This is a genomic window from Streptomyces sp. RLA131 (genome assembly GCF_056270125.1).
Map to the genome: position 1 here is coordinate 5661878 of NZ_JBWDOQ010000002.1, position 23276 is coordinate 5685153.

General features: G+C 68.3%; 24 protein-coding genes. 11 read left to right on the top strand and 13 right to left on the bottom strand.

What is annotated here, in order from left to right:
• Positions 1-36 precede the first annotated feature (36 nt).
• From RWE79_RS26695 to RWE79_RS26755, 13 genes are all read right to left on the bottom strand, one after another.
• Complete coding sequence (locus tag RWE79_RS26695) at positions 37-1140, bottom strand: AAA family ATPase (RefSeq protein ID WP_475942605.1); 1104 nt, start codon at positions 1138-1140, stop codon at positions 37-39.
• A gap of 843 nt (positions 1141-1983) precedes the next feature.
• Entirely contained in the window at positions 1984-4749 is a 2766-nt protein-coding gene (locus RWE79_RS26700) for a BTAD domain-containing putative transcriptional regulator (RefSeq protein ID WP_475942606.1), read from the bottom strand.
• Entirely contained in the window at positions 4746-5231 is a 486-nt protein-coding gene (locus RWE79_RS26705) for a pilus assembly protein TadG-related protein (protein ID WP_475942607.1), read from the bottom strand. The genes RWE79_RS26700 and RWE79_RS26705 overlap by 4 nt, the downstream gene beginning before the upstream one ends.
• A complete protein-coding gene (locus RWE79_RS26710) occupies positions 5228-5626 on the bottom strand; it encodes a TadE/TadG family type IV pilus assembly protein (RefSeq protein ID WP_475942608.1) in 399 nt (132 codons plus the stop codon). Before RWE79_RS26710 ends, RWE79_RS26705 begins: the two co-directional genes overlap by 4 nt.
• 92 nt (positions 5627-5718) lie before the next feature.
• Positions 5719-6144 (bottom strand): TadE/TadG family type IV pilus assembly protein, encoded by a 426-nt coding sequence (locus tag RWE79_RS26715; RefSeq protein ID WP_475942609.1) that lies wholly within the window; start codon positions 6142-6144, stop codon positions 5719-5721.
• 45 nt (positions 6145-6189) lie between these two features.
• Complete coding sequence (locus RWE79_RS26720) at positions 6190-6384, bottom strand: hypothetical protein (protein ID WP_475942610.1); 195 nt, start codon at positions 6382-6384, stop codon at positions 6190-6192.
• 80 nt (positions 6385-6464) lie between these two features.
• Positions 6465-7367, bottom strand: a complete 903-nt coding sequence (locus RWE79_RS26725) for a type II secretion system F family protein (protein ID WP_475942611.1) — start codon at positions 7365-7367, stop codon at positions 6465-6467.
• Positions 7364-8257, bottom strand: a complete 894-nt coding sequence (locus tag RWE79_RS26730) for a type II secretion system F family protein (RefSeq protein ID WP_475942612.1) — start codon at positions 8255-8257, stop codon at positions 7364-7366. Before RWE79_RS26730 ends, RWE79_RS26725 begins: the two co-directional genes overlap by 4 nt.
• Positions 8254-9606: a CpaF family protein gene (locus tag RWE79_RS26735; protein WP_475942613.1), complete on the bottom strand. Its 1353-nt coding sequence runs from the start codon at positions 9604-9606 to the stop codon at positions 8254-8256. The genes RWE79_RS26730 and RWE79_RS26735 overlap by 4 nt, the downstream gene beginning before the upstream one ends.
• A gap of 2 nt (positions 9607-9608) precedes the next feature.
• On the bottom strand, positions 9609-10448 hold the full coding sequence (locus tag RWE79_RS26740; RefSeq protein ID WP_475942614.1) for a CpaE-like family protein: 840 nt from the start codon (positions 10446-10448) through the stop codon (positions 9609-9611).
• Positions 10448-11023 (bottom strand): SAF domain-containing protein, encoded by a 576-nt coding sequence (locus RWE79_RS26745; protein WP_475942615.1) that lies wholly within the window; start codon positions 11021-11023, stop codon positions 10448-10450. Before RWE79_RS26745 ends, RWE79_RS26740 begins: the two co-directional genes overlap by 1 nt.
• A gap of 246 nt (positions 11024-11269) precedes the next feature.
• Positions 11270-11788 (bottom strand): hypothetical protein, encoded by a 519-nt coding sequence (locus RWE79_RS26750; RefSeq protein ID WP_475942616.1) that lies wholly within the window; start codon positions 11786-11788, stop codon positions 11270-11272.
• Between the two features lie 335 nt (positions 11789-12123).
• Complete coding sequence (locus tag RWE79_RS26755; protein WP_475942617.1) at positions 12124-12480, bottom strand: hypothetical protein; 357 nt, start codon at positions 12478-12480, stop codon at positions 12124-12126.
• Between the two features lie 491 nt (positions 12481-12971).
• On the opposite strand from RWE79_RS26755, the gene RWE79_RS26760 reads away from it, so the two are divergent.
• The 11 genes from RWE79_RS26760 to eccD all read left to right on the top strand — a co-directional run bounded on the left by RWE79_RS26760 (position 12972) and on the right by eccD (position 23136).
• Positions 12972-13775, top strand: a complete 804-nt coding sequence (locus RWE79_RS26760) for a helix-turn-helix domain-containing protein (protein WP_475942618.1) — start codon at positions 12972-12974, stop codon at positions 13773-13775.
• A 162-nt stretch (positions 13776-13937) separates the two neighbouring features.
• Complete coding sequence (locus RWE79_RS26765; RefSeq protein WP_475942619.1) at positions 13938-15614, top strand: DUF262 domain-containing protein; 1677 nt, start codon at positions 13938-13940, stop codon at positions 15612-15614.
• Between the two features lie 312 nt (positions 15615-15926).
• On the top strand, positions 15927-16259 hold the full coding sequence (locus RWE79_RS26770) for a hypothetical protein (RefSeq protein ID WP_475946119.1): 333 nt from the start codon (positions 15927-15929) through the stop codon (positions 16257-16259).
• 17 nt (positions 16260-16276) lie between these two features.
• Complete coding sequence (locus tag RWE79_RS26775; RefSeq protein WP_475942620.1) at positions 16277-16585, top strand: pore-forming ESAT-6 family protein; 309 nt, start codon at positions 16277-16279, stop codon at positions 16583-16585.
• A 47-nt stretch (positions 16586-16632) separates the two neighbouring features.
• Positions 16633-17022: a DUF6507 family protein gene (locus RWE79_RS26780; protein ID WP_475942621.1), complete on the top strand. Its 390-nt coding sequence runs from the start codon at positions 16633-16635 to the stop codon at positions 17020-17022.
• Positions 17019-19094, top strand: coding sequence for a scabin-related ADP-ribosyltransferase (locus tag RWE79_RS26785; RefSeq protein ID WP_475942622.1), 2076 nt, complete (start codon positions 17019-17021; stop codon positions 19092-19094). The genes RWE79_RS26780 and RWE79_RS26785 overlap by 4 nt, the downstream gene beginning before the upstream one ends.
• Positions 19095-19096: 2 nt before the next feature.
• Positions 19097-19519, top strand: a complete 423-nt coding sequence (locus tag RWE79_RS26790) for a hypothetical protein (RefSeq protein ID WP_475942623.1) — start codon at positions 19097-19099, stop codon at positions 19517-19519.
• A gap of 22 nt (positions 19520-19541) precedes the next feature.
• Positions 19542-20069 carry a type VII secretion system-associated protein gene (locus tag RWE79_RS26795; protein ID WP_475942624.1) on the top strand — a complete coding sequence of 176 codons (528 nt, stop codon included), beginning with the start codon at positions 19542-19544 and terminating at the stop codon, positions 20067-20069.
• 197 nt (positions 20070-20266) lie between these two features.
• Positions 20267-21427, top strand: coding sequence for an ADP-ribosylglycohydrolase family protein (locus tag RWE79_RS26800; protein WP_475946121.1), 1161 nt, complete (start codon positions 20267-20269; stop codon positions 21425-21427).
• Between the two features lie 49 nt (positions 21428-21476).
• Positions 21477-21743, top strand: a complete 267-nt coding sequence (locus RWE79_RS26805; protein WP_475942625.1) for a hypothetical protein — start codon at positions 21477-21479, stop codon at positions 21741-21743.
• Between the two features lie 13 nt (positions 21744-21756).
• A complete protein-coding gene (eccD, locus tag RWE79_RS26810; protein ID WP_475942626.1) occupies positions 21757-23136 on the top strand; it encodes a type VII secretion integral membrane protein EccD in 1380 nt (459 codons plus the stop codon).
• Positions 23137-23276: the final 140 nt, after the last annotated feature.

Consider the following 23276-nt stretch of genomic DNA (forward strand, 5'->3'; position numbering starts at 1 on the left):
GCCGGAGGCCGGAGCGGGGTGGGGCGGGCGGGGGTGTCAGAGCTGGCGTCCGAGGGCCAGGGCGGTCACCGGCCTGCCGATGGCCTTGGTGACGATCTCGGCGACCGTGTCGCGGTCCTCCAGCGGGGCGATGCCGACCAGATTGGCGAAGGCGGCCTCGGTACCCAGAACATCGGCGATCTTCTGAAAGGCGATCAGTTCCCGTAGTTGCGGTGCCCAGCCCACCTCACCGGCCTGCTGGCTTGTGGACAGGTGGCGGGCGACCCGCACCGCCGTCCCGTTGATCTTCAAGGCGGCGGCGAGGTCGTAGTCCGAGCCGACCTGGATCTGCACGCTGAACCGGCTGGCGAGGGCCTCGGTCAGCACCGCCCCGTGGACGCCGGGGTTGTGACCAGCGATCACATAGAAGCCGTCGGCTGCGGTGATCGCCTCGCCCTTGTGTGCCTTCACCTGGATCTGGCGCCGCCCGTCCATCGCCGGATACAGGGCCGCCAGCACTTTCGGGGAGATCAGTGTCGCGTCGTCCACCAGCAGGGCCCGCCCCTCTTGCATGGCGGTCACCAGGGGCCCGTGGACGAACACATAACCGCCGTTCTCGTCCTGGGTGTACTCGCCGATCAGATCGCCGACCGTCGTATCGCCATCCCCGGCCACCGTGATCAAGTCGTCGAAAGCCGCCTCGATCAGCGAGGTCTTGCCAGTTCCCGGCGGCCCGTAGAGCAGAACAGGCACGCTCGCCGCACGCAGCCGCCGCAACGCCTCAACATCCGGCAACTGGGCCAATGCCCGGGGATGGTAGCGCTGCCCGTTCGGCCGGATAAGCGGCTCGGGCTTGCCCGGTGGTACGGCAGCCGGGCCCGCAGGTGCCTTCGGGGAGGCCTGTCGCGGCACGGGCGGAGTCGTCACGGCGCGCTGGGCGGCCCCGGCGGTAGCGGCCGTCGCCCGGTACATGCGCGGTTTGGTACCAACCCTTTCCGCCTCGCCCCGGGACACCAGCGTCTCGCAGGCATTACCGACCGCCCCGCCCGAATGCCCCAGCATTTTCGCCAGTTCGGTGACGCTGAACATCGCTTCGGCCTGCGCGGCCAGGATCTTGGCGGTCCTTGCGCGCAGCTCGCCCGGGCGGGCCTTCCCGGCCATGCCAGGCCCCGGCATCACGGGCGCCGGGGCGGAGTTCGGCCCGGTGGAGGCGGCCGGTGGCAGCGGCAGGACCGGGGCGGGAGGAGAGGAAGGCGGGGCGGCACTGGTCATCGAAGAGCCTTTCAGTCATCACAGGGTCGGTATTCAGGGCGACACTGGAGCGGCCTGATTTTGGGCGCACTCCACCTGTCATCCATATCCAGGCGGACCCTTTTGCGAAATTCCCATTCCCAGCCTTTCCGGGAACAATTTAAATATAGCTCGACCCGCGCCCCACCTCCAGCCATAATGTGGCTTTAAAATGCTGGAATATCTCGTAATTCGCGACGTGAATTCAGGTGAATTTGCATTCTCGCGACGGCCTGTATCGTGCACACCGCGTTCCTCGACGGGTTCGAAGGCGCCCATGACGCTGGCCCCGGACGGAATTCGAGTCCGCGTACGCACGCCTGCGGCCCGGCGGCGCGGCGGCGCGGCGGCACTCTTGGCTTCGCCTGGGTACCGCCGCACCCTGCCCGGGGGCCGGCGATTGGGGACGGGGTAGGCAGGGAGAAAGTAAGAAGTGAGGAGGGGAAGGGGAAGCGAGAGGAAGGATGCTGCGGACAGATGTAGGGGGAGGAGGCTGTACGGGCCGCCGGGTTCCGCAGATCGGGGCAGATGCTTGCACCGATATGCAGTCTGCGCAGCCCGTGGGCGGCGAATGGCGCTCTGACCTGCGGGGCAACGGCCTTGGCGGGGGTCCTGCCTCAGTGGGATGGCAGGTTCGACACCCGTGGCAGGACGCCAGCCAGGACGGGGAGCGGGCCTGCGGCCACCGTCATGAGAACCCCACCCCAGAGGAGTTCAGCGGGTGGCCGCAGGGTGGCGCTGTCGTCCAAGCAGGGCAGTGGTGGCCGGGTCGGGGGTGGCGTCGATGTCGGAGAGGCGCCGGGCCAGCAGTTGGTACGTGCGCCGAGCGGCGTCGTCGCGTCCAGCGGAGAGTTGCAGGCGGATGATCCGCTCGTAGACAGCTTCGTTGACCGGGTCCCATTCGGCGGCCTGGTCAAGTAGGGCAAGGGCGGGGTCCGGGTCGGGGTGGGCAGCGGCGGTGTGGTCAGCCAGCAGGACGAGGGCGTCGACGGCTTTGCGGTGCAAGGCCTCCCGTAGCTCGTCGGCCCAGGGATAGTCCGCGCCCTCGCAGAGCCGGCCTCTGTACGCGTCGACGGCTTTCCTCAGCGCGGCGGCGCGGGCTCCTCCGCTGCGGGCCGAGGCAGCCTGCTGCACAGCAGCAGTGAACGCTTCGACATCGGTGGCGACGAGATTCGGGTCCAAGCGGATACGGTCGCCGGAGCGGACGAGGAATGCGGCCTGCTGCGCCCCGGTAGCCTGCCGCAGGCTGCGACGCACTGCACGCCGCAGGTTTCCCAGATCCCGGCTGGACTGTTCCGGGTCCGTGGACAGCCGCAGATGCTCAACGATTTCTTCCCCGCGAATCCCTCGAGGATGCGCCGCGAGGACAGCGATAAATTCACGGGTCTCTCCCTTCAGGCCAAACCCGAATTCCTCGCCCTTTCGCCTTGCGTGGATACGGAAACCGCCGAGCAGTTGGACGGTGACCGGTTTACGGGGCGCCTCGGCCTCTGCATCGTCTGGCGCGTCGTCGGCTCGGTCGCATTCTTCACCGATGGGCGTGTTGTCCTCTCGCTCGTTGGTGGCAGAGGTCGCGGTGGCTGCGGCCGACTTGGCAACCTCCGGTTCTGGCAGCGGCGCCGGTGTGACGGGGCTGGTCGGCGGAGACGTGCTGCGTGGGGTCCGGCCGTGCGCGCCGTGGATCACGTCGAGAAGGTCGCGGGCGGGTTCGGGCGCGACGGTGAACAGGGTGGCCGCGTCCAGGAGGCCGACTCCGGGGCCCGTGGTGCCGATCACGGTGCCGTCGGCTGCGAGCCGGGCGGTGTTCTCCCAGGTATCGGCACCGAGCATCACGACGGCAAGCTGGCCCGGGCCGGCACGGCGGGCCGTGGCCTTCAGCCGCTCATGGCGACTTGCGTCGGATCCACAGATGAGTAGGTCCATAGGCGGTCCGGGCGGGAGTGGGGCACCGGGACTGTGATCGTCGGAGAGACGAGCACGGTGCAGAAGGGCCTGTTCCACGAGGTCCAGCGCGTGATCGCTGTCCACCGTAGACGTCCATCCGGGTAGGTCCGGGGCGAGGCCGGGCAGGAGCCGCTCGGCAGTGAGCGCCGGAAGGATGAGCCGGGCCTTCGGGGGATCGGGTCGTAGGCGTTGGGCGGCACTGAGCACGGCGATGGCCAAAGCCCTGGCGGCGAGATCGGCTCCGGGCCCGGTGAGGGCGATTCCGCCCACAACGGCGAGGGCGTCCGCGGAGAGTTCCTGGCCGTCGCGGTGCGCGCACATCACCGCCCCGGGGCTGCCGGATTCAGCCGGAGTGGGGCGGCGCGACGTGATCGCCTCCGCGTCCTGCGGCAGGGCTGACGACGCTTGATGCACCGCCAGATGGGCGCTGTTGGCTGCGCGTACCGCTTCGGCCAGCGGCGGCGGTTCGGGGGCGTCAAGGTCCGCCTGCCGGCGTCGCCGGCTGTGGGCGCGCGCGAAAGCCAGGGCGGCTGCAATGCCAGCGGCCGTGGTGATACCGATCGCTGATGCAGGGCCGACCCCGATGCTCACGGGACGCACTTCCGAGCTGCGGCGGTGGGGCGGCGGCGCGTCGCGGCTGTTCGCTCGTTGCCCGGCGTCGTGCTGCTGGGTCGGCACCGGCGCTTCGTATGCTGGTGCCTGTACCTCGCTCGGTGATTCTTCCGGCGAGGAGACCTTTGGCGGCGGGGCCGTGTGGTCGGGGCCTTGCGCCGGGCCGCCCGGCGCGCCGCTGTCCGTGGGGAGATGGAGGACCCAGCCCGGGAGGATCAGGTCGGGGTCGCGAAGGCGCTGCCCGTCAACTTGGATCCGGTCCCGGCTCATCTGGTAGATCTTCGGCCACTTCAGAGGGTCGTCCAAATACTCACGGGCGATATCCCACAAGGTGTCCCCAGGCACGACGGTGTACGGAACCGTATGGACGACTTCCGCTGATCTCGCTGGTCCTACCGGGGCTGCGGCGGGGACTGATACGGGGGCGCTCGTATACGCGACCGAACGGGCGGAGACCGCGCTGTCGGGCGCTGCGGCGTGTGCTGGGGCAGGGCTCCACGCCGCGGCCCACGACAACAGCAGCGTCCCGATCAGCAGTGCCGCAGCGACCCGGTGTGCGGGCAGTGCGCGCAGGCGGGTCCGGAGCAGAGAGCCGTCTCGGCGTAGGACGGGCAACTGCCGTACGGTCCAGGCGGCTTCCCTCGCCAGGGTGGCCAGGAAGGCCGTCCAGCACACCCAGCCAATGAGGGCGAGAAGCTTGACCACCAGCGGATCGCTGAGCGGCTGGCCGAACCGGGCAAGCAGATCCTCGAAAGACACCGCCGGCTCCGGCCACGGCACCCCGGCGGAAGCCGCCAGCCCGTACGGCACCCCGATCACCACGGCGAACAGCACCGCGGAGGAGGCGGTCAGCCGCGCCAGAGCCCACACCCGGCTGCGGCCGGTACGGCTGGGTGTGGGCCGCACAGGGGTGCGGTGAGTCATTCGGTGCTCGCCTCCGCCGTCGTCCAGGGGCGAGTAATGCCTTGTTCTGGCTGCGCGATAGCGGTTGCTGTGGTGACCAGTTCATCCAGCCCCACCAGCGAGAGGATCTGAGTGCGTTGGCGGTGCGTGACCGTGACGGTCACCCGGTCGCCGGAGACGAAAACCCTGCCCTTATCGCCGGTGGCCTGTACGTAGCGGAGTGCTGCCTCAGCGGCGCGCTGACGGTCCAGTCGGACGTGCCGGGTGGCGCGCAGTTGGGCAAGGTCGATCTGCTGGGAGCCGCTGCGGGCTGCTTCCTGCGCGGCGTCGGCCGCATCGACCTTGCCTGCCAGAGCCAGCCCGCCGTCGAGCACCAGGCCCGTGAACAGCAACAGGCCGGCAGTGCAGACCACCACCATTGCGGTGATCTGCCCGGCCTCATCGGAGCCCCGTCCTCCGCCACCGCGCCGCCACCATGCGCCGTGGCCATCACGCTGTTTCATCCGCCGTCTCCCCGAAATGTGTCGACCACCGAGGAGGCCGTCTTGGTTACGGTGACGTGTGCGGGAAGCCCCGCGGTGGCCAAGGCAGCGGTGCAAGACACCCGCACCCGGACCACGCCCCCGGGCTGCAGGCTTCCGACGTCCGTGCTCACCGCGAACTGGGAGCAGGAGGGCCCTGCCCCGGCCAACGCGGCAGCGGCGACAGCCTGCGCCTGACGCCGCGCGCTCGTCGGCGTACGGGCAAGTGAGGCGGCCCGGGCGGCCTGGTGGGCGGCGTCGTCCGCGTCAAGGCGGGCGGTGGCCATGTGCCCGACTGCCACCGCGACCAGGAGCAGCAGCACCAGCAGCGGGGTGACGAGGACCAGTTCGGTGGACGCCGATCCGCGATCTTGCATCCACAGGTTGTGCGTCGATCTGTTGATAACCGCAGGCTCGGTGCGACTGTGCGATCGCCACGCCCTTGCCCGAGCCCTGAGTTCCACGCCCCTCACCCCCCGCCTCCCGCCGACCACCGCTCGTTTTCCCCACTGGCCCGTCCGGTGACGGCCAGGTGCACGCCCGGGATCACCGCTTGTACCTCGCCCTGGACCTGCGCAGTACTTCGCTGGCCGCCGCGCGCCACCGTGATCTGCGGTTTGAGTAGTACTGCGCTCCCCAGCGCACTCAGCGTGGCCTGAGCGGCCTGGCTGCCGGAGGCGGCGCTGCCACCCTGGGCCCGCGCATTCGCCAGAGCCCGGGACGCCGCAGTCTGAGCGATGTGCTGGGCGTGCAGCGCGAGTGCGAACTGCACGATCAGCAAAAGGAGGAACATCAGCAGTGGCACCACGATCACTGTCTCGGTAGACCCGGCCCCGCGATCCCCTCGGCACCGGGTACCGAACCCCCGGCGTCGGCCGATAGCTGCTCGATGCACGTGATCGCCTCCGCGAGGGTCGGGGATTTTTCGGGATCAGAGGTTTCAGAGGTTGATGCCGTTGGCCTTGTCCGTCACCTTGACCGCGATGATGCCGACGACGGCGAGGGCCAGAATGGCCAGCAGCGCCGTGACAATCACGGTCTCGGTGGAGTAGCCGGCGTCGTCCCGCATACGGCGGCGTAGCTCGGCAGCCCGGCATCGCAGCTGGCAGGCGAAGTAGTGGATCAGCGAGTTCACGGGGGCTAGTACTCCTTGTGCTGAGGGCGTCGGCTGCGGCGTCACGCCCGTGAGTCGGAATTCACGAACCCACCGGCCTTTCACAGGCCGGTGAGGACGTGAGCTATGGCCGGATAGCCGATGAAGACGAGGAATGCGGCGAACTTCAGCACCACGGGCAGAGCCATTCGTTCAGTGGCGGATTGGGCGGCACCGTCGGCTTCGGCGAGGCGGCGGCCGCGCATGGCAGCGGCCTTGGCTTCCAGCGAGGTACGGATGCGGGCACCCTCGCTGCCGGCCAGACCGACCGTGGCGGCCAGTTCGGACAGCTCGCGTACGCCGGTCTGCTCACCGAGGGCGCCGAGCTCGTCCCACACGCTGGTGCGGGCCATCTGCGCGGTCGCCAGGGCTCGCCGGAGTTGGGCAGCGGCCCAACCCTGCGGGGCTGCCGCCGCGTCCGCGAGGGCCTGCTGAACCCCGGCGCCGCCGGCGAGGGCGATCACCACCAGGTCGAAGAAGACCGCCAGCGTGTGGCGCATTTCGGCTCGGCGTTTGCCGGCCTTCTCCCGTACCGACAGGTCGGGCGCCAGGAAGAGTGCCCCGGCAGTCAGCAGCGCCGCCCACACGGGCAGCCACCAGCCGATGCCTCCTCCGACAGCAACGCTTGCGAGCGCGAACAAGCCAGGGGGCGCGATGAGCCCAACGGCCGCGGCTGCGGTCTTTTCAGCCAAGTGCCGCTCGATGTCGACGCCGACGACCTCAAGGTCCGCGCGCAACGACGCGGTCGGCAAGCCCAGCGCGCGCAGCAACGGCACGCCTCGCTGTCCCCACCGAGCGGCCCAGCCGCCTTCTCCCTCCGTCACCGGATCCTGGGCTGCCACGCGTCCTGCCGGCCGGTGCAGTGCGGCCAGCGCTGCCACCAAGGAGGGGCGAGGCGGATGCAGCCCATAGGCGAGAGCCAGCAGTCCGCCACCGAACGCGGCGCCGAGAACCAAGGCAATCATCGGGTTCCCACCTTCCCCTGTACGGGTACCGGTGTGGAGGCGCCGGACATCAGGATTCTGGGTTCCTCCGCGATTTCCGCGATCTTCATCAGCCAGGCATAGCCCGCCCCAAAGAGCAGCCCCACCAACGCCAGCACCAGCTGCCCCTCGACCGATCCGAACGGGTCCAGATAGGGACGGTTGAGCACCACCAGCCCTGTCGCCATCCCGAGCGTGGTGGCCGTAATGACACGCACCGAGGTCCGCACCCGGGCCCGGCCGGCGTCAATCCGCAGCCGCATCGCCACCTGCTCCCGCGTCGCCTCGGCCAGTGATCCCAGCAACGCCGCCAGTTGACGTGCCTGCCGCTCGGCCGCCATCACCAACGCAGCGACCACGGTGTCGGCGACGGGATCAGCGACCTCGTCGGCGAAAGTCCGCAGAGCCGCCCCGAGCGGCTCGCCTCGTTCGATCCGAGCAGCCAGTGCGGCGGTCTCGATCCGCAGCGCGGGTGGCGCGAGCGACGCGGTCGCGATGATGGCCTGTTCCAACCCGGCAGCAGCCGACAACGTATCGCGCAGCATCTCCGCCCAGACTGCCACCGCCTCCAGCTTCTCGGTCCGTACAGCGGCCTGTCGGTCCCGACCAAGCGCCTTCGGCAGCACTCCCACGGCCAGCACGGCCAGCAACGCCCCTACCGGCCAGCCGGTGGCGGCTGCGACCAGCGCTCCGGCGAGCACGGCTGCCACCAGCCGCTTGGTGCCGAACCGCGTCGTCAGCCGTTGCCACCATCGAGGGCCGCTGCTCTCGTCCGTCTTCCGTTCGCGGCGTACGAGGCCGTGCACGGCCAGCCAGCCGCCACCGGCCACGCCCGCCCCGAGAAGCAGCGCGATCAGCGTGTCGTCGCTCATGCGCTCTTCCCCCACCACTGAGCACGCAGAGCCCGTTCGTCCAGCCCTGCCGCCAGCAGATCCTCCAGCGTCTCTCCGCGCAGGGGTGTGGCAGGAACCGCGCGGCCGTCCGACCCGGGCTTGTACACCTCGTTCGAAACCACATGTGCGCCGTCGGCGTCGACGATCTCGCGCACCGAGTCGATGGCCCGATGGCCGTCGGCGTCCCAGCCGAGGTGGACGACAAAGTGCACGGCCGAGGCCACCAAGAGGTTCGTCGCCTCCAACGAAAGCCGCTCCGGCGACTGGGCCGCGTAGGCAGCGAGCTTGGTGAATACCCCGCGCGAGGTGGAGGCGTGGATTGTGGACAGCGACCCGTCGTTGCCCTGCGACATGGCATTGCACATCGGCACCACCTCCGATCCGCGGATCTCGCCGACGATGACCCGGTCGGGTGACATCCGCAGCCCCCACCGCACCAGCTCCGCCTGGTCGATGACGCCTTCGCCCTCGATATTCGCCTCGCGGGCCTGCATCGCCACCACGTCTGGGTGCGCGACCGGATCGGCGTCCAAACCGAGCTCGAAGGTGTCCTCGATCGTCACCAGCCGCTCGCTCGGCGGAATCGCCGAGGCCAGGGCTCGCAGCACCGTCGTCTTCCCGACGTTCGTGCCGCCCGCGACGATCACGTTGCGGCGTGCCCGCACCAGCGCGGCCAAGAAATCCGCCAGCGCCAGATCGCATACCCCCAGCCGCGCCAGATCCTCCAGCGTGACCGTACGGAAGCGGTGCCGGCGGATCGACAGCGAGACACGGCCGGTCACCGCCATCACCGCGAACATCCGCGACCCGTCCGGCAGGCAGACATTCAGCCGAGGCACACCGCGGTCGAACCGCCGCTCCTCAAGCCCAGCCCGGGCAGCGATCTGCCGCACCAGCTCGACCAATTCCTCGTCGGACGCCGCCAGCGGCTCGGCTCGCCGCTTGGTCCCGTCCGCGTATCGCACCCACACCGTGTCCGCGCCATTGATCGCGATGTTCTCCACCCGGTCGTCGGCGAGGAGGGCCTCCAGCGGGCCAAGCCCGAACAGCGCGTCCAGCACCATCCGCGTGATCCGGTCCTCTGCCCCCGCATCCAGCGCGTGACGCCCCGAGGACAGTTGGGTGGCGGTGTACGAATCCAGCTCCTCCGCCAGCAGCCGACGCACCACCGTCTTCCGCTGTTCGACGTCCTCGGCCGCCAGCCCAGCCTCCTCCCGCGCATGCGCGTACGACGCCATCCGGCCGGCGACCTGCTCGCGGACCCAGTCAGCAAGCTTCCGCTCCCAGTCTTCGGCTGTCCACGGCAATGCCGCCGGACTCGTACTCATGGTCACCGCACCTCACCCGCCTTGAGCAGCGACGTAGAGGCAGCGTTCTGACCAGGCAGCGCGGGTGCACCGGTGCCCGCAAGATGGGCCAGCTCCTTGCCCAACATGCTCTGTGTCGGCTCCGCGAGCGCAGCGAAATGCCACGCAAGATTGCTCGCAGCCCGCACCAGCGGCTCCACTCGCCAACGCCGCGGTGCCAGTTGGCCGTGGCGTGCAGCCGCTGTCCGCGGGTCCCACGGCAGGAGGTGTACGCGCCCGATGCCGAACGCCGCGCCAATCTCGGATGCCGGATACGGGCTCGGCCCAACCACCGCCAGCTCCACGCCGGCGGCGTACGACCGCAGTTCCGCAACGCGCGCTGCGACGTGCGCCAGCGCGTCCACCTCGCCGCGTGTCACAAGCAACAGCACATCCACCGCCTGCACGAGCGGTACGGTCGGCTCTTCCAGACGACCGAGGTCCAGGAGCACCGTCCCGGTCGTCTCCGTGCTCCCGCGAAGCGCCGCAATGCCGCCGCTGCCGGCGAACAAGCTGACGGCTGCTGCTGCCTGCTGCGCCCCAGCTGGCCCGGTCACCACCGGGATGCAATTCGGCAGCAGTTGCACGCATTTCTCCATCATCTCCGGCAACGCCGACCGCCGTACCGCCGCGGCGAGCGCCATCAGGCCCGGGGTGTCCGAGAGCCCGGACCGTGCGGCGACGTCCCCGCCTGCCGGATCCACCTCCACCACCAACGGCCGCGCCATCTGCCCGGCGGTCGGCCAATTCCCGGCCACCGCCAGCGCCAGAGTCGTCGCCCCCGGCGAGCCCTTCACCGACCCGATCGCCACCAGCTTTCGCATTACGGCACCTCCCGGCCGACCGGACTCAGCACCACCAGGCGCGGTTTGTCGATCAGAGCAGCCCGCCGCGCTGCCCCCGTGTCCACCAGCAAGGTCACCACCGTCGGGACCGATTCCCCTTCTGTGGCAGCCACGTCCGTGACCACGCCCACCAAGGGGCTGTCCTTGTAGTCTGTCCCGCCAGCTGCGGCCGCCCCGTCCGCAGCGCCGCTTCCCGTAACGACGGCCACCCGCTGTCCAGCCACAAGCCCTGCGGGCACCGCGCCCGGCTCAACGGCGAAGGACACCTGGGCCTTCCCCCGAGGCGGGTATGACGCCTCCGCTCCCACCTGGTCCGGCGCCAGGAGCGATCCGGCGGCCAAGGGAACCGACGCTGTACGGCCCACCACCGACCTCGCGTCCGCAGCCGGCACCACGTGGCTCACCGCATCGTCCATGCCCAGCTGGATTTCTCGCAGATCAGCGGCCACCAATACGTGCCCGGCGGGCAGCGACCGCGCCACCACCAGCACCGAAGTCTTCTTCCCTGCCTGACCGAGCAGCGCCGCGAACCCCACGGCGCACACGATCACCACCGCCGACCCAATCCACACCAGCCCAGGCCGACGCCGAGCCCGGGCACCTGCCGCGCCCGGTGGACCTTCGTCGGGTCCGTTCCACTGCGCCGCCGGACGCGCCCCAGCACCGACACTGCCGAGCCGATCCGCCGCCGATGAAGACAAGGAGGTACTCACATTTCACCCCGCACACAGAGAAGGTCACTGACCCGAGCGGTACCTACCGCCCGTTCTCCTACGGCCGTCCTACGGCCCCACCGCGCCTTACCGGCTGCGGCGCCCGGTCACCACCAGCGCCTGCACCTCGGTGACCCGCACCGGTATTTCCGCTGCCGTCAGCAGGCCGGGGAACGCACCGCCTTGACCGCCGCCGTGCCAGACCACGTCCCAGGTGATCGTCGCCGTCATCTTGAATGCCTCGTGCGGCTGGCCGGCTGATGACTGCCGGAACGTATGACCACAGTCCGGCGAGGCGGCGTCCGCCGCGTATTTCGCCAAGTACGGCGTCCCCGGACCGGCGCAGTCCACCGTCGCGCCATCGCCCAGCGACCACTCCACTCGCCGAGGAGTCGCCGTCGCCGTAACGGCCATCCCCGGCACCCGGGCAGTCTTCGACACAGGCCGCCACACCGTCTTGGCGATCCACAACCACGTCGGAACCCGCACCACTTGCGCAGCATGCTCATCCGGATTCATCCGGATGACCGGCCTCGGCAGCACCAGCTGCTGCACCGCGAGCTGCGCGACCTCGCCGGGAGTGGGTGCGGCAGCAGGCAACGTCACCGTCCCCGCCGTCAGGTTTGTCCCGAATCCCGGCAGGGCCCTGGCCCCGCGGGCAGAAATGGTCGGCCCGTCAGTTCGCCCGATCGCGGGAGAGCCCGCAGGGCCAGAGCCTCGCCGAACCGGGGACGAGCTGCGCTGGTGGTTCGGCGAACTCGCTCGGCCGCGCTTTGGCGACCGCGCGGATGTCCCCGCGTGAACGTTGCACTGTGACTTCCCGCAGGACACTCCGGCCAAGAGGTCTCCGCTGTCATCCGCTCTCGCGGAAGGTTCCGCGCCCGCCATCGCCAACACGCAAACGGCCGCGGCAGACGCGACGGGAGCCCAGCGTCGGCCGATCAGCATGACCCCGCCTGGTCCACATACAGCTTGGTGACCTTCCACTCACCGCGCACGTGCGTCACCGTTGCTTCTACATGGTGGTGACTACCCGGGACCTGGTTCTTCAGGGTGCCGTCGAGCTTGTACTGAAGCCACTTGGTGTCATCCATGCAGTCCTCCAACTCAACTGCCGTCGGAGCACTGGTCGGATGTGCCTTCACCACGTCGGGATGCAGTTGCGGCGCGCCCTTGGTGACAACGCTATCCTTCTGCGCCTTCTCCAAGCCGTACTGCAACAGGCGCAAGGCACCCTCGGCCGCGTGGTCATCGAGGCGCACCGACTTGGGGTCGGACGTCCTCGATGCTGCCGCCATGTCCGCCCACATTGAGCGGTACGCGGACAGCGCCGCTTCCGTACGGGAATCCCTCGACGTTACCGAAGGCTCCGTAGAAACCGAGCCGTGATCCGTAGCGCTCCCCGGCGAACCAGTCGCCTCGTCACTGCACGCGCTCAACAGCGGCCCGGTAACCGACAAGAGAAGAGCCGCTACCGCCGGCCACCGACGCCAACTCGCCGTCATCTGCCCTGCTTTCCGCCACCTTGATATCACACCTGGCAATAGATTACTCACGCTTAGTTACGACAGGGCGTTCCCCAGGATGCACACTGCTCAACCTCACCGGAAGACCCAATCCATGCCGGTACGCGCTTGCAGGCACAACCGTGCCGATTCCCCGCCTGCGCACGTAATCCGTCCGGGTGGTGTGCGCCGCTCGCCGCAACCACGGTCGACAGCGCAGCCATCGTCGACTACGACGCTCCGCCCGCTCATGCCGTTCGGCCCGCGATAACAAGGAGGCCTTGGTGATCAGGGAGTCCGTACTCATCGACGACCTACGCCGCCGCAATCTCCGCGCGCTCCTCACCCGCCACCGCGCGCGCATTGCCCCGCGCGACGTCGGGCTCCGCGAACATTCCCGCCCCCACCGCCCAGGCCTCCGACAGGACCATGTCGCTCTCTTGTCGGGCACCAGCGTCCGCTGGTACGGCGCCCTGGAACGCGGCACGCTCCGCGACGTCGACCTCGACATGCTCACCGACGTGGCGACCGCCCTCCGTATGGATCCGCAGGAAAAGGCCACACTCTTCTGCCTCGCCGCCGGAGTGATCCCGCCGAACATCAGCCACGCTTCGCCCAGCCCTACACCAGACCAGCACGCCTTTCTGGAACATGCCGGAGCCAATCCCGCTGTCCTCGCGGATCACGCGTGGAACGTCGTGGCCTACAACCCTGCCGTCATCGAGTGGTTCGGCGATCCGGAGACCGTTCCCCCGGACGAGCGCAACGCGCTGCTCTGGCTGTTCACCGATCAGGCGGCCGAGTGCCTCGTGGACATCGACGCGGAGCGCATGGCCGCCATTGCGCGCCTGCAGTTCGCGTACGTACTGACCGACGGAGACCCTGCCCTGCACGACATCGTCAAGCGCCTGCTCGACAACCCGGTGGCCGCCGAACTGTGGCACCAGCCGCGAGCCGGGCTCACCTCCGGCCTGACGGTCCGGCGGCTGCGTCACCCTTCCTATGGCGTCTGTACGCTGTCGGCCCTGGTCTCCGAACTCCCGAACGGGCTCCGGTTGATCATGCACCTGGTACAGCAAGGCGCTTGATGAAAAGGACGATGAGCGCGTGCTGGACCTCGGCCAGTCGGGCCGACGCAGGTTCTCAGCCGCGCGGCAGAACGTCACCGTGACCGGGGGCGATCGCCCCGGTTTGTCGAAAGTCCGGGCAACCCGGCGACACGGAACGACGCATCTCGCCATCATTGGCACATGCAAAAGCTCGCGGCGCACGAGATGCCCCTGCACAAGGTCTTCAGCAGCGACTACGTTTTCCAGATCCCGGACTACCAGCGCCCCTACGCCTGGCAGGAGGAGCAGGCGGTCCAGCTGCTCACGGACCTGGTGGAGTCGCTGGACCGCGGGACCGAGGAGCCGTACTTCCTCGGCTCGGTTGTACTCGTCAAGGGCAGCGAGGCCCCGAAGGCCCACGTCATCGACGGCCAGCAACGCCTCACTACCCTGACCATCCTGCTGTCGGTCCTCCGAGACCTTACCGAGGACCCCGACCTGCGCAGCGATCTCGACCGGCTGGTCACCGAGCCGGGCGACAGGATCCGCAGGCTGGAGCCCAGGCCCCGGCTCACCCTCCGCAGCCGTGACGCCGAGTTCTTCCAGAAGCACGTCCAGACCAAGGGGGCCGTCGGGACGCTGCTCGCACTCAACAAGAACACGCTGCGGACGGACGCGCAGAAGGCCGTCCTCAGCAACGCCGCAGCCCTGCATGGGATACTCGCCGACTGGTCCGAGGACCGCCGACTGGACCTCGTGCAGATGCTCGGCGAGCGGACGTTCCTGGTGGTCGTCAGCACCCCGGACCTGGACAGCGCGCACCGGATCTTCAGCGTGATGAACTCCCGCGGCCTGGATCTCTCGCCCACCGACATCTTCAAGTCGCAGATCATCGGAGCCGTGGAAGATCCGCAGAAGTCGGAGGACTGCGCCCGCAAATGGGAGGACGCCGAGGAGTCCGTCGGCCGGGACGACTTCGCCGATCTCTTCCTCCACCTCCGCATGATCTTTGCCATGAAGCGCGCGGAGCAGGAACTGCTTAAAGAGTTCCCCGAACAGGTGCTCCGCCACTACCTGCCCGACAGGGCCGAGTCGTTCGTCAACGATGTCGTCGTCCCGTACGCGGATGCCTACGCGCAGGTCCGTGACGCGCGCTTCGAGGCCGCATCGGGGGCGGAGCAGGTCAACGCCTGGTTCAAGCGACTCCAGCAGGTCGACAACAACGACTGGCGGCCCGCCGCGCTCTGGGCCCTGCGCCACCACGAAGACGATTCAGCCTGGCTCGACCGGTTCCTCCGGGCCCTGGAACGGCTGTCGGCGAGCATGTTCATCCGCCGCGTCTACACCACGCCCCGCGTCACCCGCTACGCCGAACTCCTCCGCCAGCTCGAGCAGGGACAAGGACTCGACTCCCCGGCATTCGAGCTGACGGACGTAGAGAAAGCCGAGACCCGGGCTCGGCTCAACGGCGAGCTGTACCTCGTCGGCAAGACCCGCAAGCATGTCCTGCTGCGCCTCGACGAGCTGCTCTCCAGCGCGCAGGGCGTGACGTACGACCACCCGCTCATCACGGTCGAGCACGTCCTGCCGCAGAACCCGAAGCCGGGCTCGCAGTGGGACGGCCTCTTCGACGAGGAGCTGCGTGCCTACTGGACGCACCGGCTCGCCAACCTTGTCCTCCTCAACCGGGCGAAGAACTCGGCAGCCCAGAACTACGACTTCACCGCGAAGAAGGCCAAGTACTTCACCGGCCGCAGTGGAGTCGTCCCCTTCGCGCTCACCAGCCAGGTCCTCCAGCACTCCGACTGGACGCCCGAACTGCTGGCGGCGCGGCAGAAGGAACTCATCGACGTACTGGCCAAGGAGTGGCGCCTCTGAGGCCGCACAGGCCCGCAGATGCGGGAACGGCAGGTCGCCGCATGGCCGTCACGGGCGGGTGCGTGTACGACTCTGAGCAGCGGTAGACCTGCAGGGTGTAGGCGCGGTCGATGGTCGCTGTAGCAGGGCGGCATTCGGCGGAGGGGCGGGTGGCCGCTCGGGATCCTCGGAGTCAAAGGCGGTTGACAAAGAGGATCCTGCATCGATGTCATAGTCGGACGATACGATGAATCCCTCTTTGGGGCTGCTGTGCCTTCGGCGCCCCGGATAACGGCTTAACGTCAAGACCTCACGGGGGTGGGCACAATGAGCATGAAGTTCGACATGGGCAGCCAGACGCTGTCGAACCTGACGAAGCAGACTCACGGCTCCGGCGAAGACCTGGGGTCCCTGATTAAGCAGTTGATCGCCGCCGCCCAGCCGCTCGAAGGCAAGTTCCACGGCTCCGGCAAGGTGGCCTTCGACGCCTTCAAGTCACACTCCGACCAGATCACCTCGGACCTCAACAGCGCCCTGAACTCGATCCTGGGCGGCCAGTCCGGCATGGAGCGGTCGTTCAGCTCGGGTGACACCGAGATGGGTGACAATGCGCGGTCGACGATGAGCGCGGCCAACTTCGATGCCGCCCGGTTCTCCGGGCGCTAGAGACGGGGGAAACGATCATGGCTTCGACAGACCGGCGCAGCTACGACACCGGTGCCTCAGCAGAGGCGCAGGGCAATCTGCAGAGCGTCATCTCGCGCCTGGAGACGCTCATCGCCCAGCGTGACTCGCAGGTGAAGGCCGCAATGGCGGACTTCCAGGCGGACGGTGTCTCCGACCAGTACCACGAGAAGGAAGTCCGCTGGAACCGGTCGGCTGCCGAGGTGCGCGCGATTATCCACCTGGTGCGCTCCACGCTGGAGAAGAACGACGGTACCGCGCAGCAGGCCCTCACCCAGGCCAAGGCCGCGGTGGACGCAATCGGCTGAGCGCTTCGTAGAGCGAGCGGCACAACGGGGAGCGGGCGGGTAGCTACATGTCGAAGCACGGCAAGTGGGACATCAAGGTGGACGGCGTGCGCAGCGTCGTCACCAAGACCTCCGAGGTCGCCGAGCATCTTGAAGGCGAAGCGAAGTCGTACGGCAAGCACCTTGAGGGCGCCGCGAAGGCGGCCGGCACCCTCAGCCAGGGCGGCAAGGCCCCGGCGACCGGGCTGGTCGGTCTGGCTCTGAGCCAGTTCGCCGAGGCGACGCAGAGCTCGCTGAAGTACATGGGCCAGCGGACCGGCAAGTCCCTGCAGGGCGCGGTGGACGCGACGAAGGCGTATCTGCACGCCGACTACGACATGGCAGCGGATGCGCAGGCCAAAGCGGTCAAGGATTCCGGGCCGGCCAAGTACGCCCTCCCGAAGCAGGGCAAGAAGTGATCGATCCGGAGAACATCCCGCAGTTCACGGGTGACTTGGAGCAGCTGGAGTCGGACGCGTCCGGTCTGAAGGCCGACGGCGGCAACATCGCCAAGACCGGCAAGGGCATCCACTCCTCCTTCCAGGGCTTGTCCGCGTTCTACGACGCCCCAGAGGCCGAGCGGTTGTTCGCGACCACCAAGCCGGTCGCCGATACCGCCGAGACCTTCGGCGGGGACCTGGAGACGGTGGCCTCCGCCCTGTCGGAGTACGCCCACGAGGTGCGGCCGATCGCGACGAAGCTCGAGCAACTCAAGATCGAGGCCACCACGTTCGTCGCGGACGTCAAGAGCGACGACGACTGGCAGGACAACTGGAAGTACGACGGCGACAAGGTTTCCCGCAACAACGACCTGCTGCATCAGGTCGATGCCGCCGTAGCCGCCTTCTGGGAGGCCGAGCGCAAGGCCGCCAACCGCATCGACAAGATCTTCCACGGTACGCAGTACGTCGCCAACGACGGCTCCGACAAGTCGAACATGTACGGCTACACCTCCGACCAGCTCGACCACGGCAAGCTGCCCTGGGGCAGCTCCGAGGAGGAGTCCCACCACTGGTGGGAAGCCGGATACTGGGTCAAGTCGTTCGTCTGGGACGGCCTGATCGTCGACGGAGTCTGGGGCACCCTCAAGGGCCTCGGTGGCCTGGTCGGCCTCGAGGGTGGTGACGTCTTCGTCCAGTCCTGGAAGGGCCTGGGCAAGCTCGCCATCGGTGTGGGCAGCTACGTCGGCATCCCCGTTCTGGCGCCACTGATGCTCGCGGTCCCCGACTCGTGGCTCCCGGGCTTCGTCCAGGACGGCCGCAAGACCGCACGCGAAGCCGGCAAGAGCCTACTGGCCTGGGACGAGTGGAGCCACAACCCCGCCCGCGCCGCAGGCGCCGTCACCTTCAACGCCCTCACCATCCTGGCCGGCGGCGAGGGCGCCATCGCCAAGGCCGGCGAGGTCGGCAAGTTCGGCGGCGTCGCCAAGGTCGCCAACATGCTTGCCAAGACCGGCCGCGTCATCGACCCGATGACGTATGTCTTCAAGGGCCTCGGCAAGCTCCCGAAGGTCTCCGAGGTGGCCGCCGCCCTCAACAAGCTCACCACCAGCGACCTTACGGGTCTCGACGACCTCACCAGGGTCCACGGCGTCGACATACCCGACGGCTCCCTCAAGCTCTCCGACGACTCCGTCCTCCACACCAACAATGAGGTCCACGTCCCCGACGGCGAGGTCAAGACGCCTGCGCACGTGGAGAGCCCGAAAGAACTTGTCGGAACCAACGCCGCGCATGGCAGCCACGACCTGGTCAACTCCACCATGCACAGAGCCGATCACGATATTGCCGGTGCCGACGCCAAGTCCACCGACGATGTTCACAACTCGGTCGGCCACCGCACTGACTCCGGTGCCGGCACCAAAGTGGCCGGACACGATCACGGCCAGTCCGGGCCCGACGGTGACCACGCGTCTACTGCTGATAAGGCCGACCCGCATGAAACTGATGGGAGCAACGCTGGCGGCGGGGACGGGTCGAGTGGCGGAGGGTATGGAGGAGGCACTGGCGACCCCGGCGACTCCAGCGCACCTCACGACGGCCCTGATCATCTCGCGGCGGCGACCACTCGCAACGTGGATCTCGATCGCCTCGGGCTGCCGCCGGCCTGGCGGACTGACGATGCCCCGCTCTATCGGAATGACAACCGCTCCCCGGATATCATCTTCGACAGGGGATTTGAACCACTAGACCCATCCAACACCGACCTCAAGCGCTACGTCGAGAACAACGACGCTTCAGCGTTCGTCAGCACGTCACGACGCGAAGACATCGGGGATGATTTTGGCGGTAAATTCACGTACGAAGTTGATGTTCCCGGTGGTATCGATGTCAATGAGACCTTGGGCCCTCATCCACTAGACTTCGAGCGAGAGGTAGCCTTTCCTGGAGGGGTACGCAAAGAATTCATCGTGGGAGCCCGCCCATATGACTACACTACCGGCGACTTTGGTGACCTCATTCCGAATCCGCACTACCACGGAGGGAGATAGCAGTGTCCGACACCCCTGAGACTCTCTACAGCAAGCCGATCTTCCTCGTCGGAGACAACACGGTCATCGCTGGCCAGCTAGTCTGTCTGCTTTCCGGGGATGACTACACTGTGCGCATCACCCACGGTTCAAGCTCGTCCGAGCATGTCGCCTGGAACCTTTTCGATGCCTTGGCCCAGGTTCGCGCGGACCTGGAGGGCGAGGGGCTGCGGCCTGCCGTTGAAGGTGCCTCTCAAAATGTCTACCCCAGCCGCATGGCCCGGGAGATGGGTGGCGGCCGCCGGGCTTACCGATGGCCGCTCGCCGGCAGGCCCGTTACCGTAGACATCTTCGATGACGTACCCGCTGATGACTACGGCAGACTGGTGTACGTCGATGACCAACTGACATGGATCAAGGAACGACGAGGGCAGCTGAATGACTGAATCCCGGTCGCCAGTACCGCCGGTGACCGACGCTCTCCTAGCTGAGGCTGCTACACGGCCAGGGGGGTGGGTCTATGCCATCGATGCCCATTTCGACCCGGCTGGTTCGGTTCCCCCTTACGGGATCGTGGGGGCATGGAAGGTCGACGACAACGGTCGGCTGACCGATGAATTTCAGCACAATCCAAATTATCGTCCCTCACCACGCAGTCTCGGGCTCCCTGAACCCAGCGATCCGACAGAGGCAGTACTTCAGCTTGCCGCCACCGGATATGCCTCTGACGCCGATCTGTTGAAGAGTTTGACCCAGGCGACGGTGTACCTGCTCCCCGACGACCAATCGGGAGTCGTGCCAAACACGGACAACCAAGGCGCATTCTTGCCCGTTTTCACCAGTCCAGAGCATGCCCCGGCAGCTGTGCCGCAACTGCGGCGCGTGGCGTTCCGAGACCTGATTCAGCAACTGCCAGCCGATATTTCAATGAAGCTGAATCCAGGCAGCGCAACAAGTGTCCGAGTCCCCGTAGCGGACCTGCGCGACAAGGCTTGAAGGCCCAGACTCAGCGAAGAGGCTGTCAGCGAATTCTATCAACCCATAGTGGTGCAGGATCCTGACAGTCAACTGTTGCAGTCGGTGGCCGTACGGCGCCGACGACTGCGGGACGCACTGCTGCCCGGGTCAACACGGGCGCGGCGGACGACGGACGATGAACTGATGCGTTGATCAGCGGCGAAGGGGGAGCAGAAATGCGGCACTTGTCTTGGGGAGAGCTGACGGCCTACCGAGCACGGGTGCGGGGCTGTTTGCTGGGCGGCGCGATCGGGGACGCGCTGGGTAATCCGGTGGAGTTTTTGTCGCTTGGCGGGATTCGGGCCAAGTACGGCGAGGCCGGCATCACCGGGCTCGTACCCGACGGAGACGGCGCGGTCGGCACGGTTACGGATGATACGCAGATGACGCTGTTCACAGCCGAGGGGTATCTGCGTGGCTATGCACGGGCTGCGGCGAAGGGCATTGGCGGCGCGGAGACAGCCCTGGTACGGGAGGCGTACCTGCGCTGGCTGGACACCCAGAACCACCCTGCGCCGCCGCCTGCCGAGGGCGTGCGGCACCGACACGGGTGGTTGCGCCAGGAGCCGTGGCTGTACGCACGGCGGGCTCCGGGCAATGCGTGCCTGTCCGGCCTGCAGGCGACGTACATTCCCGACGGCTTCGGCAAGCTGGACGGTACGCCGGGCCCGGTGAACGGCGGGTCGAAGGGATGCGGCACGGTGATGCGGTCGGCGCCCTTCGGCTTCGGTGGAGTGGGGGCCCAGCGTTCCTTCGAACTCGCGGCACATTGTGCCCAGATCACGCATGGCCATCCCACTGGCTACTACGCCGCGGGAGCATTCGCCGCAATGATCAGCCACTTGATCGAGGGCGAATCACTACAGGATGCGGTGCTTCGCGCGATGGAGCTGCTGGCCCGATATCCCGGCCACGAGGAGACATACGCCGCCCTGCGCAAGGCTGTCGATCTCGCGACCGACGACGAGGCGGTCCCGGAGAAGCTGGAGACGTTGGGAGCCGGCTGGGTGGCGGAGGAGGCCTTGGCCATTGCTGTCTACTCGGCGCTGGCCCGTACGCGGCCCCAGACCTTTTATATGGATCAGAGCGGTGAGGTCTGCGATCCGAGGCCGCCGCGTACGCCCATTGAGGCCGCGCTGTTGCTGTCGGTGAATCATTCCGGGGACAGCGACTCCACCGGCTCCTTGTGTGGCAATCTGCTCGGCGCCTTGCACGGCGATGTGCGGCTTCCCCAGCAATGGCTGGTGCAGATCGAGGGGCGCGCGACGATCGCCACCCTCGCGGACGACTTCGCGGCCGAGGTGCACCCGGGGGAAGCGCGCCCGTGGGTCTACTGAGCAGCCGGGTACGCTCGGTGCTTCCCGAGACGTCTGAAGAGTAAGTGAGATGGCGCGAGACTTTGACAGCCAGCTGCTGGAGTCGGTGGCCGTACGCCGCCGCAGGCTGCGCGACGCCCTGCTGCACGGCTCGATGCGGGCGCGGCGGACGACAGACGAGAACCTTGGGAAAGTGTTCGCCGGGATCGCGCTGGCGGCGGTGCTGTGTGCGGGGTGTGTGGGGTGGTCGTTCGTGACGCACCGGTTGATGAGCGGGCAGTCGTCGGGCGTGGTACCGGCTTCTTCCCCGTCCCCGGGGGCGAGCGCGGGCCGATGATAGGTTCGGCGGAATGGTGAGCTCGGGGGTCAAGCGTTCGGCGCAGTTGAGCCGAATCACTCTCATTGGTCGGCGGCGGCGGGTGGATGTGGTGCTGCCGTCGGACGAGCCGTTCGGTGTGCTGCTCCCGGATGTGCTGACGCTGCTGGGTGACGAGGTCGGTTCACCGCCGATGCTGCGGCATCTGGTCACTGCCGACGGAACGATTCTGCCGCAGGACGGCACGTTGGCCTCCTCGGGTATCGCGGACGGCGCCGTGCTGCGGCTGCTGCGTACGCAGGCCGCGCCGTCGGCTCCCGTCGTGCATGACGTCACCGACGAGGTGGCCGATGACCTTGATCTGCGGGCCTGGCGGTGGCGGCCGGCGGCACGGCGGTGGACGGCGGGTGCGGCCGCGCTGGGGCTGGCAGTGGTGGCTGCGGTGCTGGCTCGGGTCAGCCTGGGGCCGGAGGCGGTGGCGGCCTGGCTGGTGGTGGCGGCCGTGGTGGCAGGGGTTGGCGGCATCGTCGCGGCGCGGTTGGGCAATCGGGGGCTGGCGACGGCGTTGATCGTCGCTGGTGGCGTGGTCGGGGTGTTCGGCGCATGGACGGTGGCGGATGCTCAGGCGTGGCCTGGCGCCGGGCTGTGGGCCGGTGCGGGCGGGGCCGTGGCGGTGACATTGGTGCTGCTCGGGCTGTTCTCGCCGGTGGGCCGGGGCGGCCTGATCGGTGCGGCGGTGGTCGTGGCGTTCGGTGTCGTCTGGGAGGTCACGGCGGCGCTGCTGGGCGGCGCGCAGGGCACGGTGGATGAGTCCCGGCTCGGTGCGGCGCTCGCGGTGGTGTCGGTGGTCGCGCTCGGGGTGCTGCCTCGGTTCGCACTGACGGCGGCCGGCCTGACTGGACTGGATGACCGGCGTGCCGGTGGGGTATCGGTGAGCCGATATGAGGTGACCACGGCGCTGGCGGCGGCACATCGGGGCCTGACAGTGGCGACGGTGGTGCTGGCCGCGTCGGCGGCCGGGGCCGGGTGGCTGGCGGTGTCCGCGCCGGGGTGGTGGACGGTGCTACTGGCGGTGGTGCTGGCCGTGGTGCTGGCCTCCCGGGCGCGGGCCTTCCCGTTGGTGGCCGAGGTGGTGGTGTTGCTGGCCGCAGCCGTGGTGCTGCTGGTACGGCTGGTCGTGGTCTGGATCGCCGAAGCCGGGCAGGCAGGGCAGGGCGAGACGGCGTGGCCGGTGCTGGTGCTGGGGGCGGCGGTGTTGCTGCCGCTGGGTGTGCTGGCGGTGGAGCCGCCGGAGCACGTGCGGGTCCGGTTGCGGCGGACGATGGATCTGGTCGAGGCGCTCGGGGTGATCGCGCTGGTCCCGCTGGCGCTTGGGGTGTTCGGCGTGTATGCACGGCTACTCGGCGCGTTCTGAGAGGGAGATGACGTGCCCGAAGATGATTGGCAGCGCTCCGTGCTCGGCGACGTAGGCCGTATGCCCGGCACACCGAGCACTCCGCCGGCCCACCGTGTTCCCGTTCCGGCGCCGCAGCCGGCGGCGGCGCGCCCCCAGCC